Annotated in this window: 17 protein-coding genes and 1 other RNA gene; 6 read left to right on the forward strand and 12 right to left on the reverse strand. The window is 43.6% G+C overall.

Translation table 11 applies throughout. The features are described 5' to 3' along the window. Positions 1–324: 324 nt before the first annotated feature. The 6 genes from MHB37_RS10100 to MHB37_RS10125 all read right to left on the reverse strand — a co-directional run bounded on the left by MHB37_RS10100 (position 325) and on the right by MHB37_RS10125 (position 4,995). Positions 325–1,062: a hypothetical protein gene (locus MHB37_RS10100; RefSeq protein WP_254857037.1), complete on the reverse strand. Its 738-nt coding sequence runs from the start codon at positions 1,060–1,062 to the stop codon at positions 325–327. A gap of 76 nt (positions 1,063–1,138) precedes the next feature. Continuing rightward, a complete protein-coding gene (locus MHB37_RS10105; RefSeq protein ID WP_405169591.1) occupies positions 1,139–2,179 on the reverse strand; it encodes a M42 family metallopeptidase in 1,041 nt (346 codons plus the stop codon). 2 nt (positions 2,180–2,181) lie between these two features. After that, complete coding sequence (locus MHB37_RS10110; protein ID WP_042126298.1) at positions 2,182–2,493, reverse strand: lipopolysaccharide assembly LapA domain-containing protein; 312 nt, start codon at positions 2,491–2,493, stop codon at positions 2,182–2,184. Between the two features lie 88 nt (positions 2,494–2,581). Continuing rightward, complete coding sequence (gene pepF, locus MHB37_RS10115) at positions 2,582–4,372, reverse strand: oligoendopeptidase F (RefSeq protein WP_076280964.1); 1,791 nt, start codon at positions 4,370–4,372, stop codon at positions 2,582–2,584. A 212-nt stretch (positions 4,373–4,584) separates the two neighbouring features. Next, entirely contained in the window at positions 4,585–4,755 is a 171-nt protein-coding gene (locus MHB37_RS10120) for a hypothetical protein (protein ID WP_036689267.1), read from the reverse strand. Between the two features lie 6 nt (positions 4,756–4,761). Then, the gene (locus MHB37_RS10125) at positions 4,762–4,995 is read right to left on the reverse strand and encodes a hypothetical protein (RefSeq protein WP_036689271.1); all 234 of its coding nucleotides are present in this window, start codon (positions 4,993–4,995) and stop codon (positions 4,762–4,764) included. A gap of 173 nt (positions 4,996–5,168) precedes the next feature. Between MHB37_RS10125 and MHB37_RS10130 the strand changes: the two genes are divergently transcribed. Further along, complete coding sequence (locus tag MHB37_RS10130; RefSeq protein WP_036689272.1) at positions 5,169–5,366, forward strand: cold shock domain-containing protein; 198 nt, start codon at positions 5,169–5,171, stop codon at positions 5,364–5,366. A gap of 214 nt (positions 5,367–5,580) precedes the next feature. Here the strand turns inward: MHB37_RS10130 and MHB37_RS10135 are convergent, their stop codons facing one another. Continuing rightward, entirely contained in the window at positions 5,581–6,831 is a 1,251-nt protein-coding gene (locus MHB37_RS10135) for an MFS transporter (RefSeq protein WP_076125115.1), read from the reverse strand. 193 nt (positions 6,832–7,024) lie between these two features. Here MHB37_RS10135 and MHB37_RS10140 point away from each other — a divergent pair, with 193 nt between their 5' ends. Together MHB37_RS10140 and pfkA are read left to right on the forward strand one after the other, a co-directional pair. Next, on the forward strand, positions 7,025–8,107 hold the full coding sequence (locus tag MHB37_RS10140; protein ID WP_036689648.1) for a tetraprenyl-beta-curcumene synthase family protein: 1,083 nt from the start codon (positions 7,025–7,027) through the stop codon (positions 8,105–8,107). Between the two features lie 66 nt (positions 8,108–8,173). Next, on the forward strand, positions 8,174–9,145 hold the full coding sequence (gene pfkA, locus MHB37_RS10145; protein ID WP_405169199.1) for a 6-phosphofructokinase: 972 nt from the start codon (positions 8,174–8,176) through the stop codon (positions 9,143–9,145). A 71-nt stretch (positions 9,146–9,216) separates the two neighbouring features. On the opposite strand, the gene MHB37_RS10150 is transcribed toward pfkA, so the two are convergent. The 4 genes from MHB37_RS10150 to MHB37_RS10165 form a co-directional block, all read right to left on the reverse strand. Continuing rightward, a complete protein-coding gene (locus MHB37_RS10150) occupies positions 9,217–10,590 on the reverse strand; it encodes an MATE family efflux transporter (protein ID WP_340395402.1) in 1,374 nt (457 codons plus the stop codon). A gap of 135 nt (positions 10,591–10,725) precedes the next feature. After that, positions 10,726–11,937, reverse strand: coding sequence for a putative glycoside hydrolase (locus MHB37_RS10155; protein WP_076125118.1), 1,212 nt, complete (start codon positions 11,935–11,937; stop codon positions 10,726–10,728). A gap of 231 nt (positions 11,938–12,168) precedes the next feature. Next, entirely contained in the window at positions 12,169–12,357 is a 189-nt protein-coding gene (locus MHB37_RS10160; protein ID WP_036689649.1) for a hypothetical protein, read from the reverse strand. Positions 12,358–12,537: 180 nt separating this feature from the next. Beyond that, the gene (locus MHB37_RS10165; RefSeq protein WP_036689285.1) at positions 12,538–13,371 is read right to left on the reverse strand and encodes a YitT family protein; all 834 of its coding nucleotides are present in this window, start codon (positions 13,369–13,371) and stop codon (positions 12,538–12,540) included. A gap of 335 nt (positions 13,372–13,706) precedes the next feature. Between MHB37_RS10165 and MHB37_RS10170 the strand changes: the two genes are divergently transcribed. Further along, on the forward strand, positions 13,707–15,359 hold the full coding sequence (locus tag MHB37_RS10170; protein ID WP_036689288.1) for a DEAD/DEAH box helicase: 1,653 nt from the start codon (positions 13,707–13,709) through the stop codon (positions 15,357–15,359). Positions 15,360–15,486: 127 nt separating this feature from the next. On the opposite strand, the gene MHB37_RS10175 is transcribed toward MHB37_RS10170, so the two are convergent. Further along, complete coding sequence (locus MHB37_RS10175) at positions 15,487–15,585, reverse strand: hypothetical protein (protein WP_036689290.1); 99 nt, start codon at positions 15,583–15,585, stop codon at positions 15,487–15,489. 186 nt (positions 15,586–15,771) lie between these two features. Between MHB37_RS10175 and MHB37_RS10180 the strand changes: the two genes are divergently transcribed. Together MHB37_RS10180 and ssrS are read left to right on the forward strand one after the other, a co-directional pair. Continuing rightward, positions 15,772–16,614 carry a YesL family protein gene (locus MHB37_RS10180; protein WP_076301222.1) on the forward strand — a complete coding sequence of 281 codons (843 nt, stop codon included), beginning with the start codon at positions 15,772–15,774 and terminating at the stop codon, positions 16,612–16,614. 104 nt (positions 16,615–16,718) lie between these two features. Then, positions 16,719–16,910, forward strand: a non-coding RNA gene (ssrS, locus tag MHB37_RS10185) — 6S RNA. The last annotated feature ends 148 nt before the right edge of the window (positions 16,911–17,058 follow it).

Genomic DNA, 17,058 nt, shown 5'->3' on the forward strand with positions numbered 1-17,058 from the left:
ACGAAGTACTATCCGGACACCACTGACCTTAAACGCAGCATTATTGCACATTTGGAATGTTAACGGACACCACAGTCGCTATTGACACTAAAAGCACCCGATACGTTCCTTTTTTGCGTGAATAACGTCGCTTGGGTCCGAAACAATGCTCCAAAGGCTAATAATTTGCGAATAACGCCATCTGGGTCCGTAAGCACCAGCCGTAAGTGATGACCACCGGAAAGTCCGGCAGTGTCTGTTGAAGAACAAGCGAACCACCAATAAAAAAAAAGAGTAGGGTCCTCCACTAATTGGAGAATTCTACTCTTTTATTTTTCTACTTATTTATTTCGTTCCGTCCACAGCAATCATTTGTACTACAGACCGAGAATCGCCGGGTACAATGATTTCCTTCGCATTCATCTGGGAAGAGCCATCTCCGTCCAAGAAGATGCCCTCCAGACCCTTAGCAGGAACTGTCTGGAGGATCGCTGAGCGGAACTCTGCCGCTGTTGAGAGCGTTGGGGTAACAATCAGCCAGAGCTTTCCTGTGTTGTCATACACCATGCCTGAGCGCAGGCGTTTCTCATCAGCGTAAGGAAGATGCTCTTCAGCTACTGCCGCTTCCCATAAGTCTTCGTGTCCCAGATTCATACTAATGCCACCTTGCGCAAAATAATGCTGGCGATCAGTAATCTTCAATTCTTCTCCAGAAGAGACAACCTGTACGGAGAAGCTACGGCTGGCACCATCCCAGACAAGGGTTCCACGTGCGTATTTAGCATTGAACCAGCCAGACCCATAACCCTTCTGGGCTCCGTTGACTGGAGTATCATTCATGATAGCCATGGATAAAAGCGCATCTTGATAGAAAAAACCACCGTTAATCCCATATGCATTAACTTGCCGTAAAGGGACACCCGCGGCCCTGAGCTTAATATCCTCAGGTGAAAGTGACATCATATAGAGCTGCACGTTATCTGTACTCACTGTTTCCAAAAAGCTATAGGCGTGAGGAAGACCTTTAAAGGGATCTTCCTTATGATTTCTAAATACCAGAAACAACGATAGCGCTAACCCCACTATCAATAACACCAGAAGTGAGACGATAAGTCCCTGTCTGCGCCTCCAGAGCTGGTTCAGCTTGCCAGAGCTACCCTCAGTTTGTCCCCACATAAGCAGCGAGAAGCTTAGCAGTGTTCACTACAGCTTGCTTATGCGTACGTTCCATGGAGTGGGAGGCATGTACACCTGGGCCAATCAATGCTGCACGGATATTGTTTCCGCCTCTGAGCGCTGCGGAAGCATCGGAGCCGTACATAGGATAAATATCAACGGTATAAGGAATTGCGAGTGCTTCTGCCAGTTCAATCAAACGACCTGTCATAACATAATCGTAAGGGCCGGAAGAGTCTTTTGCACAGATGGATACATCGGTTTCTTTACAGCTGAGATCATCACCCATGGCGCCCATATCGACGGCAATCATTTCATTGATTTCACCAGGAATCCAAGCTGTACCATGTCCCACTTCCTCGTAGTTAGAGATGAGGAAAGAAAGGTTGTGGAGAGGTTTCCAGCCTTCACGTTTAATACTTTCCAGCAATCCGAGAAGGGCAGCCACGCTTGCTTTGTCATCTAAATGACGGGATTTAATGTAGCCGCTAGGCGTAATCACTGCACGTGCATCGAAAGAAATGAAATCTCCGACGGAAATGCCAAGCTTGAGTACGTCTTCTTTAGAAGATACCAGCTCATCAATACGTACTTCCATGTTCTCCTCTGATCGTTTGAAGTCACGAGCGTCTGGATATACGTGAACAGATGGATGGCTGGTTAAGATGGTTCCTGTATAAGTTTTGCCGCTACGGGTATGGATCGTGCAGTATTCATTCTCAATGCTGTGCATGGCGAAGCCACCCACAGAGGTCAGACGCAGTGTGCCATTAGCTTTAATCGAGCGGACCATGGCACCAAGTGTATCCACGTGAGCGCTGATGCCAATAGTACGAGAGGGATCTAGGCCAGGGACGTTAAGAATTACGCCGCCTTTTTCATTCCAGCTTAAAGGTACGTTCAGCGCAGCTGCTTCTTCAGCAACTAGTGTCATTACCTGTGCGGTGAAACCGCTTGGGCTGGGGGTGTCGAGTAATTTTTTTAGGATGGAAAGTATGTAGTCTTCATTAGGTTGAATGGTAATCATTAGTTAAGCCCTCCTGTTAAGCCATCATTGTCTGTGTTAAAAGAATCCAGTGAAGTGTCGGCATCACGAAGCTTGGTAAGCTCAGCAGTTAAGCTTTTAATTTGCTTTTGTAGTTTGTATTGACGAAAAATGCCGTAAGAGCCCACGATGATTCCGCCAATTAACGCGCAGCCAAGAATAACGAGTATAAGTGGTATATTAACCACATCAAAACCGAAATTGACTTGAACGGGATCAACGTTGATGACTGCGAATATGGCGGTTAGCAGCGCGAAGATTAGACCCGCAATTAGTGACCATTGAATTCTCATTGAATTCTTCCTCCTCAGGGGGATATAACAATATAAAATCCCCTGCCCAGATAGGGCAAGGGATTAATGTAATACTAAGCTCTCTGCCTTATTTGGTCAACTGTTCCATTTGCTCGATAACACTTTCGAACACACTCATCGCTTCGCGAATCGGCTCAGGAGACGACATGTCAACGCCTGCTTTTGACAAAATATTGATGGAGTAATCACTGCCACCGCTCTTCAGGAAGCCGACGTAACGATCTACCGCCGGTTTACCTTCTTCAAGGATTTGTTTGGCAAAGCTAGTCGCTGCCGAGAAGCCTGTTGCATATTTGTAAACATAGAAGCTGTTATAGAAATGCGGAATTCGTGCCCATTCCATCTCGATATCCTGATCCACAACCATTTCTTTGCCGTAGTATTTGACATTCAGGTCGTAGTAGATACTCGAAAGATCTTGTGGGGTAAGCGAATCGCCCTCTTCAACACGCTGATGAATGATCTTTTCGAATTCTGCGAACATTGTTTGCCGGAAAATCGTTGTCCGGAACTGATCGGCATAGTAAGTGAGCAGATACATTTTTTCCTTAGGATCTGTAGACTTTTTGAGTAGATAATCCATAAGCAAAGCTTCATTGGTAGTTGAAGCAACCTCTGCAAGGAAAATGGTATACTGTGCATCCCGATAGTTCAGAGCGTTGTCTGAAAAATAAGAGTGTAGAGCATGACCCATCTCATGTGCCAGAGTAAACATACTGTTCAGATTATCGTTATGGTTCAGCAGGACGTATGGGTGTGTGCCATAAGGGCCCCAGCTGTAAGCTCCAGAGCGTTTATTCTCGTTCTCATAGACATCAATCCAGCCATTGTCGTAGCCTTTTTGCAGCACATTCAGATAATCTTCACCCAGCGGTTTGAGGCCTTCTTTGGTAATTTTCTTCGCTTCTTCGTACGTGATATCCAGCTTATATTCATCTACTAGTGGTGCAAATAGGTCATACATATGTAACTCATCCACACCAAGCAGCTTTTGACGCAACTTCATGTAACGGTGCATTAAAGGAAGACTCTCATGAATCGTATCGATCAGGTTGGTGTATACCTCTTTTGGAATGTTATCACCGTAAAGAGACATTTCCATTACAGATGGATACTTGCGGACGTGTGAGAAAAAGACGTTTTTGTTCACATTGGCGCTAAGCGTTGCTGCGATGGTGTTTTTTTGCTTACGATAGGTGTCATAGACTGCTTTAAAAGCATTTCGGCGAACCTCGCGATCGGAGCTTTCCAAGAACTTGATATAGTTGCCGTGAGTCAGCTCGACCTCTTTGCCATCTTCATCTTTAATCTTAGGGAATTTCAGATCTGCGTTGTTCAGCATACTAAAAATATTCTGAGGCGCTTGTGCTAGGTTTCCAACTTGGGCAAGCAGAGCTTCCTCAGCCTTGGACAATACATGCGCTTTCTCACGTTTCATCTCTTTTAAAGTGAAGGTGTAAGCGGACAGTTCAGGATCAGCAATAAATTGATCCAACTTCTCAATAGGCAGTGCCAAGATTTCTGGGGTTACAAAAGAAAAGGCTTCGCCTGCTTCGATCCCAAGCTTCTTCGCTTTGGAGGACAAAGCTTGATATTCAGGATTAGCAGTGTCTTCATCCTGACGCATATGAGCATAGACAAAAAGTCGCTCAGTGGAGACGGACAGCTTGTCATCCAGCTCAAAACATTGTTTCACAGCTTCTGCGGAATCAAGTTTACCTTGGAAATCAGCAGCTTTTTTGATCAGTGATTTAGCTTCAGCATATTCTGCATCCCAATCCTTCTGAGAGGCAAATATATCTTCAAGCTTCCAACGATTCTCAGCAGGTACTTCACTTCTCTTCAATAATTGTTCCATAGAAACCCTCCTAGAATGATGAGATGTAGTAGGCATAATCTCCCTCGGCAATACTGTGGATGATATTTCACCCGGTAGCAAGCTGAGCACAAGTAGAAGAGGGATGGACTTAAGTGTAATAGGCATGACGTCCTCCTCTTTGAAAAGTAGAGTCAGCTTATTATGTCCTGCTAAGTCCTGATTATTAATATTTAGTCTTCTTTATATGGTAGTTATGCCAACAAGCTATAAATAACAAAGATGAAAGCAAACAGAATCATTACGACCGCAGCCATGGCCATGCCCCGCTTTAGTTTCGGCGGGACACGATCCTTGGTCATAATTAATACTGCGCCTAGACAGAGGACTAGGACAACATAAATCGTGAGATTTTCGTTATTCATTTCCTGTTATACCTGTTTGAAAGCTGCAATGATGTTTTTGTACTCTTCTTCATTGTCTTTATAAGATTCTTTGTTGAAGCGGTTATTCACCCATTGCATCATCGCTGGACGACTAAGGAAGGTATGTGTTTCTTCTCCCCATTGATCGGAAATTTCGCGGAGTACAATGTAGCGGCCTTGAACTTCTACCGTCATCATATTCCATTTGTCTGTTTTGTATATTTCATGTTTTTTGATCATTATCATTACCACCCTGGCGATTTTTGGCTTTTGGCTCAATGATAACGCACTGGAGAAGGGAAAAGCAAATTAAATCATATATTAAGGGTTGGGTTTGATTGATTTGAACAGAAGATTGCAGTATACTATAGTTATACGCCATATATGGCGGTTATTTTTAGGAGGTTGTTCAATTGAAAGGTACAGTAAAATGGTTTAACGCAGAAAAAGGTTATGGTTTTCTTCAAGTAGAAGGCGGCGAAGATGTATTCGTACACTTCTCAGCAATTCAAGGTGAAGGATTCAAGACTTTGGACGAAGGTCAAGAAGTAGAATTCGACATCACTGATGGTAGTCGCGGACCGCAAGCTGAAAACGTAGTAAAATTATAAGAAACAGCAGGACAGTTAAGCTGTCTGCTACAAATATATAATTTACTTGGCAAGCCCTTGCAAGAGTGGTTACCAACTTACAGAACACAGTTCTTTCGGGAACTGTGTTTTTTTACGCCCACTATAGATGTTCTCCTAAATGAAAAAGGTCGTTGCACTCCATTGAAGGGGAGTGCAACGACCTCTTTGTATTATGGAATCATACCAACCCTAATTATAGGGAGGCTTTTTTGTTCTTTTTTCTGAAATAATTGATCGGCTCCAGGTTGGATTTCAATAAATGCTGTCCCAGAAACCCTGCAAAAGCAAGCAAGCTGAAACCTGTAGCCACTATATAAAAAATATAACGCCCCGCCTCTTGATAAATAATGCCGCCAAAGGTACCGCTAAGCAGCCCAGAGGCACTTGACCAAACGACGGTGAAAATGGCAAGACCTGTTGCCCGAAGGCGATCCGGGATAATCCGGGTGATATAACGGACAGATGTTACATAAAAAACACCAAATGATATACTGTGCATGGCTTGAATGGCAATCATTGAGCCTGGATGATCCGCCAGGGACATCAAAAGAAAACGCAGAGCATACATCAGACTCCCCAAGGCCAGCAAGGGCAATTCTTTGAATTTGTCGCCGTATCTGCTGAGGATAAATAATACAGGGATCTCACTAAGAGCTGACGCGAGCAATGCCCAGCCAATGATTTCCTCACCTGCGCCTAGTTGTTTTAGACTGATCGTCAGAAAGGCTTCGTTCATTCTATGGCCCAACGCGAGTACAAACACACAGCCGAAGAACCACAACACCTCTTTTTGCAACAATATATCTTTAAGTCCATTTTTGCTATTATCAGCTTCAGCTGTGTCCTTATCTTGATTCGTTGTTTCTATAACAGCAGGTCTTTTAACATCCTTAAGACCTAGGGTAATTAAAAGTGCAGCAATAATGATGATGATACATAGGGTCAAGCTCCAAGTAGAGCCCAATGCTCTTAATGCATAGCCAACGGTTAGAGCAAAGAAAGAATAGCCTAAGGAGCCAAAAACGCGAATGGTAATGAAGTTCCGTCCGTGTCTTTCGGCAACTTTGATAGCCATTGTATCGGCAAGCGGAAAAACTGGGTAATAGAAGAAGTAGAAGAAGGACAAAATAAGCATGACAGATGAAAATTCGGCCGCTCTGGCTAATAGAAGACCAGTTACTAATTGACCCGCAAGTAGTATGAACATGATCTTTCGAACGGTGCCTAACTTATCGCTTATCATACTCCAGAATAGATTGGATAGGATGGAGATAAGGGGACCGAGGGAATACAAGTAGCCTATCTGAGAACTGCTAAACCCTAAATGTGTGTAGAATAAAGGAAAGTAGGATACTACAAGGACGCTGGTACCATATATGGTAAAAAGAAAGGAACGCAGCCAGTTTTGATCACTGTAAAGGCTGCCGGTCCGTTTTGAAAACATGGATTGCACTCCTCCGAAATTGAAATATGCCTAGTATAGCATAAAGCAATGGGGAGATGTTTTTAAAAACTGCTGTATTTCTGAATCTTTCATGATTTTACGAAAGTGATTTTGTTGTTTGTACAAATACGCCTGATCATATTATAATAAGTGGTGATTTGGATAAGGAGACAACAATGTGGAGGCACTGTCATTGAGTGAATTAGAGCAAGGCCGTTACCTTAGCCCGCGTGGTCCACTGGGACTTATGAACAGGGTCTATAAGTACGTGCTGCCGGAAGTGAGAGAATGTCTCCATTTCTGGCGCCAAGATGCGAACGGGATTCCCGATCCCGAGCTCCGGAAGCAAGCACTTGCCAGCATTGAAACTAAAGAGTTTCATTGCATAGGCGGTGGTATTTATGCCGCCGGCAATTTATCGATGAAACATATACTGATTCCGCTAATTGTTGCTTATCAAACTATCAGTGATTATCTGGACAACTTATGTGATCGCAGTACTTCGCTTGATCCTGCAGATTTCAGGCTGCTGCATCAATCTATGCTGGATGCTATTGATCCAAATGCTGAGCCAGGTAATTATTATGCGCTTCGAAGTGAACAGAATGACGGCGGATATTTGTACAGGCTGGTTCGTAAATGCCAAGAAATGATTTCTTTGTTGCCAGGTTATTCCGCTGCTGCAGCGGAGATTCGAGAACTGGCTGTGCTCTATACAGATTTACAAGTGTATAAGCACATCCGCCCGGAACTCAGGGAAACAGCCCTGAAGGAGTGGTGGGAGGAACAGGGCAGTCGAGCGCCGCATCTGCAATGGAATGAGTTTTCGGCTGCAACGGGATCAACACTAGGTGTATTTATGTTATTTCTTTCCGCATGTGATCCGAAGCTGAACCAAGCTTCTGCGGCTTCGATTCGAGCTGCGTATTTTCCGCATGTATGTGGTCTGCACATTATGCTGGATTATCTGATTGATCAGGAAGAGGACCGAGCAGGCGGTGATCTTAATTTCTGCAATTATTATGATGACACAGATACCATGCTGAGTCGGATCGCTGCAATGGTTGAGTGGGCCCGTAAGGATGTTCGAAATCTTCCAGAGTCTTCGATGCATCGTATGGTGATTGAGGGATTGCTGGCACTTTATTTATCTGATCCCAAAGTTAGCGAACAGCGGGAAGTTCGCTCTGTATCTAAAAGCCTGATGAAAGGCAGTCCGCTTACAAGACTGTTCTTCTTCGCTAACAGCCGTTGGATACGCAAACGCTTTTTGTAACCATGTCGCGAAGTTGTTTTTATAAGATGTATCAGGCTTCGCACAATTTTAAGGAGGAACAACAGAATGTCTAAAATTCAAAAAATCGCAGTATTGACTAGTGGTGGAGATTCACAGGGAATGAACGCCGCTGTTCGTGCGGTTGTAAGAAGCGCACTTTATTTCGGTATTGAGGTATTTGGGGTGCAACGTGGTTATCAAGGTCTGCTGAATCGCGATATTTTCCCAATGGATCTTCGCAGTGTAGGGGATATTATTCAACGTGGCGGTACTGTTCTGCAGTCTGCAAGATGTCTGGAGTTCACGAAACCGGAAGGACAACAAAAAGGCGCGGATATCCTTAATGAACTGGGTATCGATGGTCTAGTAGTTATCGGTGGAGATGGTTCTTATAAAGGAGCTAACAAATTAAGTAAACTTGGTATCAAGACTATGGCTTTGCCAGGTACGATTGATAACGATATCTCCTTCACAGACTACACTATCGGGTTTGATACAGCGGTTGGCGTTGTTGTAGACGCTATTAACAAGTTGCGTGACACTATGTCCTCCCATGAACGTTCTTCGATTGTAGAGGTTATGGGACGCCACTGTGGCGATATCGCGCTGCATGCTGGACTGGCCTCCGGAGCAGAAACAATTCTTGTGCCGGAAATGCCGTATGATTTGAATGAAGTTGCTGACCGGATGCGCGATAACTTTATCAGAGGTAAACGTCACAGTATCGTAATTGTTGCCGAAGGCGTTGGCAAAGGTGAAGATGTGGCTCAAGCTCTGAAAGACCGTCATGCTTCTCTGGATGCACGTGTTACTGTACTCGGACATATCCAACGTGGTGGAACACCAACTCCTGGAGACCGGAATCTGGCTAGCCGTCTTGGCGATTTTGCCGTACGTAAGCTAATCGAAGGTGAATCCGACAAGGCTTGTGGTATCATCAAAGGTGAATTAACTCTTACAGATATTGATCTCGTTGTAAATATGAAAAAGGGCTTTGACCTGGAGCTGTACGAGCTGGCTTCCCGTCTTTCCCAATAATTAGCGACGCTATATATAAAAAGGAACAGCTGCGAGATGCGCACTGTTCCTTTTTTGTGTAATATGGATCGTTAACTCTGTGGTTGTTCCTGTGTGTATTGTGCGGCATAACGCCGTTGAACTTTGATAAGCCGAGACAATAGCAGGGTCGCACCGATGGCAAGACCGGTGATAAGACCAATCCAGTAGCCGAATGCTCCTAGATCTGTATAAGTTGCAAGTATATAACCTGTAGGTAAGCCAATTACCCAATAGGCAATAAAACAAATGATAAAGGCTGGGTTAACATCCTTATATCCGCGAAGCGCCCCTTGAGTAGGTGTAGCAATTGCATCTGAGATTTGAAAAAAGATTGCATAGATCAGGAAATGCTGAATCAACGAGATGACATCGGGTTCATCTGAATATAGACCAGCTACATGATTTCCGGCAAACAAGAGTAATAAAGCTGTGGCCAGCGAAAGGATTGCCGCCAGCCCGATACCCATTATGGCATATTGGCGTGCATCCTTTTGTCTGCCAGACCCGGTCTCGAAGCCGACGAGGATGGTAAGGCTGATGCAAATACTGAGCGGAATCATATAGAGTGTTGTTGCAAAATTGATTGCTGCCTGATGCGCGGCAATTGTTACGGTATCAAATCGGCTCATTAACAAGGTTACAGCGGAAAAGACAGCCGTTTCGAAAAAAATCGAGAAACCGATGGGTACTCCGATTTTAAGCAAATCTTTAATGCTGTTTAACGATATGAAGTAGAAATTACGGAATAATCTGAGATTTACAAAGGCCTGAGAACGATATATGAACAATAGAGCAACGGCAAATATAACCCAATAGGTAATGGCTGAAGCTACCCCTGCACCAACACCCCCGAGACGAGGGAATCCGAAGTTCCCGAAGATGAGCAAATAGTTCAAACCTACATTTACAGGCAAAGCTATTAGTGTAATACACATGGATACGCGTGTTTGCCCTAAAGCGTCTATACAGCTACGAAGTACCGTATATCCAAACAGGGGGATAATTCCGAACGAAATAGAACTGAGGAAGCGGAAAGCAACATCTCTTACACCAGGCTCCAAGTTCATAAAATTAAGAATAGGTGACAAGGCAAAGCTGCCAATCAGCAAGACGATGATCGAAACAATTAGTGACAGCCAAATACCTTGTGTGACTTGAAAGGCGACATCCTTATCTTTTTTGCTCCCGATGAGCTGTGAAACAATAGGTGTGATCCCCATAAGAATACCGCTGAGACCGGTTTGGATTGGAATCCAAAGACTAGTTCCTATCGCAACTCCTGCCAGATCGACGGTCCCGAATTTACCGGACATATTAGTATCAAAGAAGGTGATCGCGGATAAAGCAATTTGTGTAACAAGGATTGGGAATAAAATATGAAAAAATTGTCCTGCCTTTTGTTTTAAAGAGGTGGTCTGTATCATAATTCTGTGCCTCATTCTTTATGATTTTTCATGGAATAGGTTAAATAGTTCAATAAGTTTCCGTTAAAAGACCCGGCAAACGCCGGGTCTTTAGCATACGTATATCAGATCAGCTATAAATAATAAGGGCTGTATTCATTGTTTTTCGTAATCAACATCGGCTGTATAGCGATTGTTGGCGTTCCAGAGAAGGAACTCATCCACATTCTCATCTTTCAAAGCGCGGATTTGATCTTCCACCTGTTTTTTACCATATTTCACATAATGACCACTTCCGAGCCAGCTTGCTGTAAAGTCTTGAATCCAAGGCCGAATAACGGGTTTGTAGCTGCCCAGTGGATCAAGCTTCTTATGTGTATCAACCATGGAGCCTTTGATTGTAGCGTAAGGATCTAAGTCGGGCTCTTTCACGCCAAACCATCCCGTTGAATAGTGACTTGGATAAACCATTGGACTGATAACATCCACATTCTTGGATATTTTAACAAAGTCTTGGCCGATACCCTCAGCAGGGGCAGATGCGGCATATCCAAAAATATCTACGGACACACGGACACCAAGTGGAGCTAGCTCTGCTTTGGCATATTTAACAAAATTAGATACAATTTCTACGCGTGAATCACTGGTTTTAGTGTATTTAAGGGTTTCAGCGCGTTTTTCGAATCCTTCCGGAAAACGAACATAGTCGAACTGAATTTCTTTGAAGCCGAGCTTGACAGCCTCCTTGGCGATATCCACATTGTATTTCCAAACATCTTCATTATAAGGATTAACAAAGCTGTCGCCGCCTTTATTCTTCCATACAGTGCCATCAGAATTAACAAAAGACATCTGCGGGTTCTTCTTGGCAAGAATGGAATCTTTAAAAACAACAATCCGGGCGATAGGATAAACATCATGTTTCTTCAAACGTTCCATTAACTTGCTGATATCTCCAATAAAAGGCTGAGGGTTACCGAGCTTCTGAAGGTCGGCATTATCGGTCTTATATGTGATATAACCCGCATCGTCCTTAATGTCTATAACCATTGAGTTAAGTTCGGTTTGGTCAAGCAATGTAAGCAGCTTTTCCATTCGTTCCCCACCAGCACTGTAGGCGGTAACATAAATGCCTTTTACTTTGGGTGCGTCTGGCTGTGGATCGGTGTGTAACATACTTTCTGAGTTTGTTGCTTCAGGTGAAGCGCTTGGAGCTGGAGTTGCTACATTCGAATTGTTGTTTTGTTGTGCAATGATGGGGGGATTCATGGCGGACTTCAAAGCGATCGCCACTTCAGCGTCATGTTGGTTCTGTTGTACGCCTACGCTTCCCAAGGCCATCATCAGTAGAGCCCAGGTGATGTTCATTCGTTTTTCTCTCCCTTTATGTACTTTCCCCTAAATTATATAGGAACGGTTGCTCCCAAAAAGAACAGTGTTGTAACAATATTAGCTCAGATTGGGAATAAAAAACCGCCTTTGTTGTTTATAAACGAGATGTATGGATTCGAAACGGTATGAAAAAAGTAAATGCCGCCTTAAATCGGCAACAGGGCCGAACCCAAGGCGGCAACTATCAAGACTTCTCTTGCGGCTTGCTCATTGAAGATACGCAGAATTCTGATGTTCACAGATGCTGTAATGGATAATATCCATGGCATCTGCAGGTTCCAGAATACTTAGCCCGTCTCGCAGAACGATTACTGAATTTAATTCGTCCTGTTTGAGAAACGGCATCATATCAGGATACCACCTCATGACGATTGCTGACAGTTTTACCGTTTCCATTTCCACAAAAATCACCCTTTCCTTTTTCGATAGTTCTGAATAGATTCAGTGTTCATCGGAAAACGAAGTGCTTTGGAAAAAAGAGGGGTAAATCTCAATCTTTATGAAATTGTTAGGGTTCTGCGTGTGTATAATATATCATAATTCTGAGTTTGGTGCATTTTCCAATACTAGGAATTTTTATTTCCTCATTTTGTCTTTCCGAAAGGAACCCATAACACCCACTGTTTCAACAATATTTACAAAAGCTTGCGGATCTGTCGTGCGGATGATACGTTGCAGCTCTGCAAGTTCGTAGCGGGTTGTTACCGTCATTAGCATGTCCTTTTCAACGTGAGAATAAGCGCCTTCTGTTTTAATCTTTGTGACACCTCGTTGAAGGCCTATTAGATGTTGCAGTAATTCATCTGTACGGTTTGTTACAATATATACGGTTACCTTTAAGTGGCTGATATGAATCATATCCAACACTTTACCTGTTACATATATAGATACCATTGATGAAAGTGCTAAATTCCAGTTCTGGTCAAGATAAGCGGCCGCCAGGATAACTAGTCCATTTAAACTTACCACTACATTGCCGACCGGGAAATCACGGTATTTAGTGATAATTGAACCCAAGATGTCAAAACCTCCGGAAGAACCTCCTGCACGGAAGGAGATACCGCAGCCAATCCCAACGAGAACTCCGCCAAATACAGAGGACAGCAGCATATCTGTAGCCACCAGATGCTCAGGAATCACCGTTAAGAACCAGGTTGTAAACACAACGGATAACATGCTCATAATAATAAATCTCCGGCCTAACTGGAACCAGCCTGCAGCCAGCAGAGGAATATTAAAGAGCAAGTATAGGAGGCTTATGTTTAATGGAGTGAAATAACCCACTAACATGGAAAGCCCAGATACGCCACCACTTAGTAAACGGTGTGGAATTAAAAATAGATTAAATCCACTGGCGATCAGTGCTGCCCCTAAAAAAACAACCAAACAATTCAAAATCTGTCTTAACAAGTAAATCCACCCTTATATATATATTTAAAAAAATAAAACATGAAAGCAATGAAAAGAAAGGAACCCACTGGTATTCTCACATGTGTTTGTGATATAATGTATAGGATATTCTTGAGTAGAACGTTACAATGGTATTTTTGCATTGCATCGGATGTAAAGCTACAGTTGCTCAGGTACAACAAGGTACCTGATGATTAGGGAGGCTTTTCGTCCCAAAAGCGCTATATCATGCAGAAAATAGAGCATGATTGGACAGCCTATAAATGTGTTTACCGCTACTTAAGAATACAGACAAGCATGTGGAATGTCCACTGTATAGAAGGAGCATGAATAATTTGAAAACATTCGCAGAATTTGGCTTGGAGCCAAAAGTGCTACAAGCAATCACAGAGTTAGGATTTGAGGAGGCAACACCGATACAGGAACAGTCGATCCCATTAGCATTGACTGGGTCGGATCTGATCGGTCAAGCTCAGACTGGTACAGGTAAGACTGCTGCTTTTGGTATCCCCCTCATTTCGAAGATTAACCGTGAAGACGAAAAAATCTTGGCCCTTATTATGGCACCAACTCGTGAGTTGGCCATCCAAGTGTCAGAAGAAATTGGCAAACTAAGCCGTTTCAAAGGTCTTCGCTCGTTGGCGATTTATGGCGGACAGGATATTGGACGTCAAATCCGTGGATTGAAAAAGAAACCACAAATCATTATTGGTACACCTGGTCGTTTGCTCGATCACATCAACCGTAAAACGATCCGTTTGGATGATGTTCAAACCGTTGTATTGGATGAAGCAGATGAAATGCTGGATATGGGCTTTATGGAAGATATTCAGACTATCTTGAAGCTCGTTCCTGTAGAACGTCAAACCATGTTGTTCTCTGCTACAATGCCACCAAACATTCAACGCCTAGCTCAACAATTTCTTAACAACCCGCAACATGTCTCCGTTATTCCGAAACAAATCAGTGCCCCACTGATTGATCAAGCTTATGTGGAAGTGCCTGAGCGTCAAAAGTTTGAAGCTCTTAGTCGTTTGATTGATATGGAATCACCTGAATTAGCTATCGTATTCGGACGTACTAAGCGCCGGGTTGATGAGCTTGCTGAAGCTTTGCAAAAACGCGGATATTCTGCTGATGGATTGCATGGTGACTTGTCACAGAACCAACGTGATGCTGTAATGCGTAAATTCCGTGATGGCAGCATTGACGTGCTGGTAGCTACTGACGTAGCGGCACGTGGTCTGGACGTATCCGGCGTAACTCACGTAATTAACTTTGACTTGCCACAAGATCCTGAAAGCTATGTACACCGTATTGGTCGTACAGGACGCGCAGGTAAAGAAGGTACGGCTTGGTCATTCGTTACTCCACGCGAAATCGATCACCTGCATTTGATCGAACGTGTTACTCGTCACCGGATTACTCGTAAACCTTTGCCAACAATGGCTGAAGCTATTGAAGGTAAACAACGCGTTACTGCTGAGCGTTTGCTTGAAGTGGTAGAAAGCGGAGAATTGAACGAGTACAAAGGAATTTCTATTCAATTGCTTGAGCAATATGATTCCGTACAATTGTTGTCCGCAGCTATGAAGCTTCTCACTGGCGACAAGAAGGATTCCGCAATTGAATTGACTCCTGAAGATCCAATTCGTGCTAAACGTCGTGGTGGCAAAAACGATATCCGCAGTGGCCGTAAACCTAATGGTGGTTATGGCGGAAACCGTGGTACTTCCGGTGGCAGCGGTAGCGGTGGCGGATACCGTGGTAACCGTGATAATAACGGTGGCGGTAGTCGTGGTGGCTATAGCAGCGGTGGCAGCAACTACGGTAGCGGCAGTGGCGGCTATGGCGGTGGCTATAAAGGCAACCGTGATGGCGCACCAGCTCGTGACGGTGGTGCAAACCGCAGCGCAGAGCGTAAACCATACACTCGTCCAAGCAGCACGAGCACTCGTCCTGCAAAACGTGAAGATTTCGATAATTAATACTTCGTCCAGATACCAAAGAAGACGAGATGCCGCATTGCGGTTCTCGTCTTCTTTTTGCTGAAATATAAGGATGTTTGGTGAATTGTTGTGTCCTTAGTAGGGCGCGAATTTGTTTTGTGAGATATTAGTATCCGAATGTACGAGTGATGATAACGAGCAAGATAAACAATACGAGGATCGTGCCTGTAGAAGTCCAACCGCCGAAGCCAACAGGTGTAGACATGAGATAACCTCCTTTAGAATGTGGGGATTTTGGTATTTCTTATGGTTACAATCCTAATATATGGACTATAAAGGCTTTACGTATAGACGATAGTCTATAATTCAGAAAGTTGGGCTATGGAAATGAGGAGGTCAAATGAGGTATAGTTAAGATATGTAGTATGTAAGAGACAGAGGAGGAAGGGAATTGGAGTTTAAAGGAGCAATGGGCGGCTTATACCGCGTCACAGAATGGATTTCACGTATCGCAGGAAGTAATATCTTATGGGCACTATGTTCCGCCCCGTTTTTGTTTTTTGGTGTTTTAAAGATGATTATGTTAGGGACAGGCGCAGGTGGAGCGAACGAGCAAATTACATTGAACTGGGCAATGGGGATTCTAGCGCCCTTTACGGTGTTTCCAGCTTCAGCCGCTTTATTTACTGTAGTACGTAAGTGGGTAATGGGGAATACGGATGTAGGAACTTTTCGTACATTTTTTCAGGGGTATAAAGAGAACTATGTAAAAAGTATGCTCGGAGGAGTTATCTATACATTGATGTTCGTTGTTATGTACGTTGATGTAACAGTTTACATGACACAAATGCCTAACTTCAGAATTGTTGGTATTTTGATGTTGGTGCTGATGATACTTTTGTCGGTATCCATGTTTAACTTCTTTTCCATTGTGGTTCATTACCAAATGGGCTTCAAGCAAGTGATGACCAATTCTATATTGCTGACTATAGCACGCCCAATTCGTGTGTTCTCTACATTGATTGCAGCCGCGGTTCTTGTTTATATCGGTCTTAGATATCCGGCTCTGTATTTCATTTGTATTCCAACGTTGATTGCAATGGCGGCCTTCTTTAACTTCTACGCTACTTATAATAAGCTACAGCTGCAAGTAGAAAAGAAGAAACTAAAAGAGCAGGAAGAAGCAGAAGCAGCAGCATTGAACAATCGGGCGGATGAATATGACGACGATGACGATGATGATGATGATGACTACGAGGATGAAATTGATGAAAAGGACACCAAACGCATTTAACAAAATGCTGGATTAAGCGTTGGATATTTCCAGGTAATTAATTCCTGTGTAAAAATAAAGCGCATACAGGTTTACTTTTTCGTTAAAACGCAATATAATAATAACAAATCCTGCGATGTACGTTACGGTTACTCGTTGTTTTGAACCAATGATAATGTCTTGGGAGATCTACACGAAGCGCAGCTGAACCGCCCTGTCTATATGACTTGGGGAATTCAAAAACGTTTTCTGCGATCACCCACCTGCTCTAGCAGGTTCAGAAGACACTGTAGCCGGACGGCATAAGCGGGTTTTCTCTTGTTTAAGCCAAGGCGCCCTGTTTCCCGTGAATAATGGGAGCGGGCGCTTTTTTGTATGTCTGGAATAAAGGGAAAGTGAGTTATACCCTTTTGTTCCTGAGACAAGAGTGTTACACTTAGAATAATGAACTTGGGATTTGTAGAG

It is taken from the genome of Paenibacillus sp. FSL H3-0286, from assembly GCF_045040705.1.
Taxonomy (GTDB): domain Bacteria; phylum Bacillota; class Bacilli; order Paenibacillales; family Paenibacillaceae; genus Paenibacillus_AQ; species Paenibacillus_AQ odorifer.

Coding starts and splice junctions, on each gene's coding strand:
- MHB37_RS10110 (WP_042126298.1), bottom strand. CDS start 2,493: ATGAGAATTCAATGGTCACTAATTGCGGGTCTAATCTTCGCGCTGCTA.
- pepF (WP_076280964.1), bottom strand. CDS start 4,372: ATGGAACAATTATTGAAGAGAAGTGAAGTACCTGCTGAGAATCGTTGG.
- MHB37_RS10120 (WP_036689267.1), bottom strand. CDS start 4,755: ATGAATAACGAAAATCTCACGATTTATGTTGTCCTAGTCCTCTGTCTA.
- MHB37_RS10125 (WP_036689271.1), bottom strand. CDS start 4,995: ATGATCAAAAAACATGAAATATACAAAACAGACAAATGGAATATGATG.
- MHB37_RS10135 (WP_076125115.1), bottom strand. CDS start 6,831: ATGTTTTCAAAACGGACCGGCAGCCTTTACAGTGATCAAAACTGGCTG.
- pfkA (WP_405169199.1), top strand. CDS start 8,174: ATGTCTAAAATTCAAAAAATCGCAGTATTGACTAGTGGTGGAGATTCA.
- MHB37_RS10150 (WP_340395402.1), bottom strand. CDS start 10,590: ATGATACAGACCACCTCTTTAAAACAAAAGGCAGGACAATTTTTTCAT.
- MHB37_RS10155 (WP_076125118.1), bottom strand. CDS start 11,937: ATGAACATCACCTGGGCTCTACTGATGATGGCCTTGGGAAGCGTAGGC.
- MHB37_RS10160 (WP_036689649.1), bottom strand. CDS start 12,357: ATGGAAACGGTAAAACTGTCAGCAATCGTCATGAGGTGGTATCCTGAT.
- MHB37_RS10175 (WP_036689290.1), bottom strand. CDS start 15,585: ATGTCTACACCTGTTGGCTTCGGCGGTTGGACTTCTACAGGCACGATC.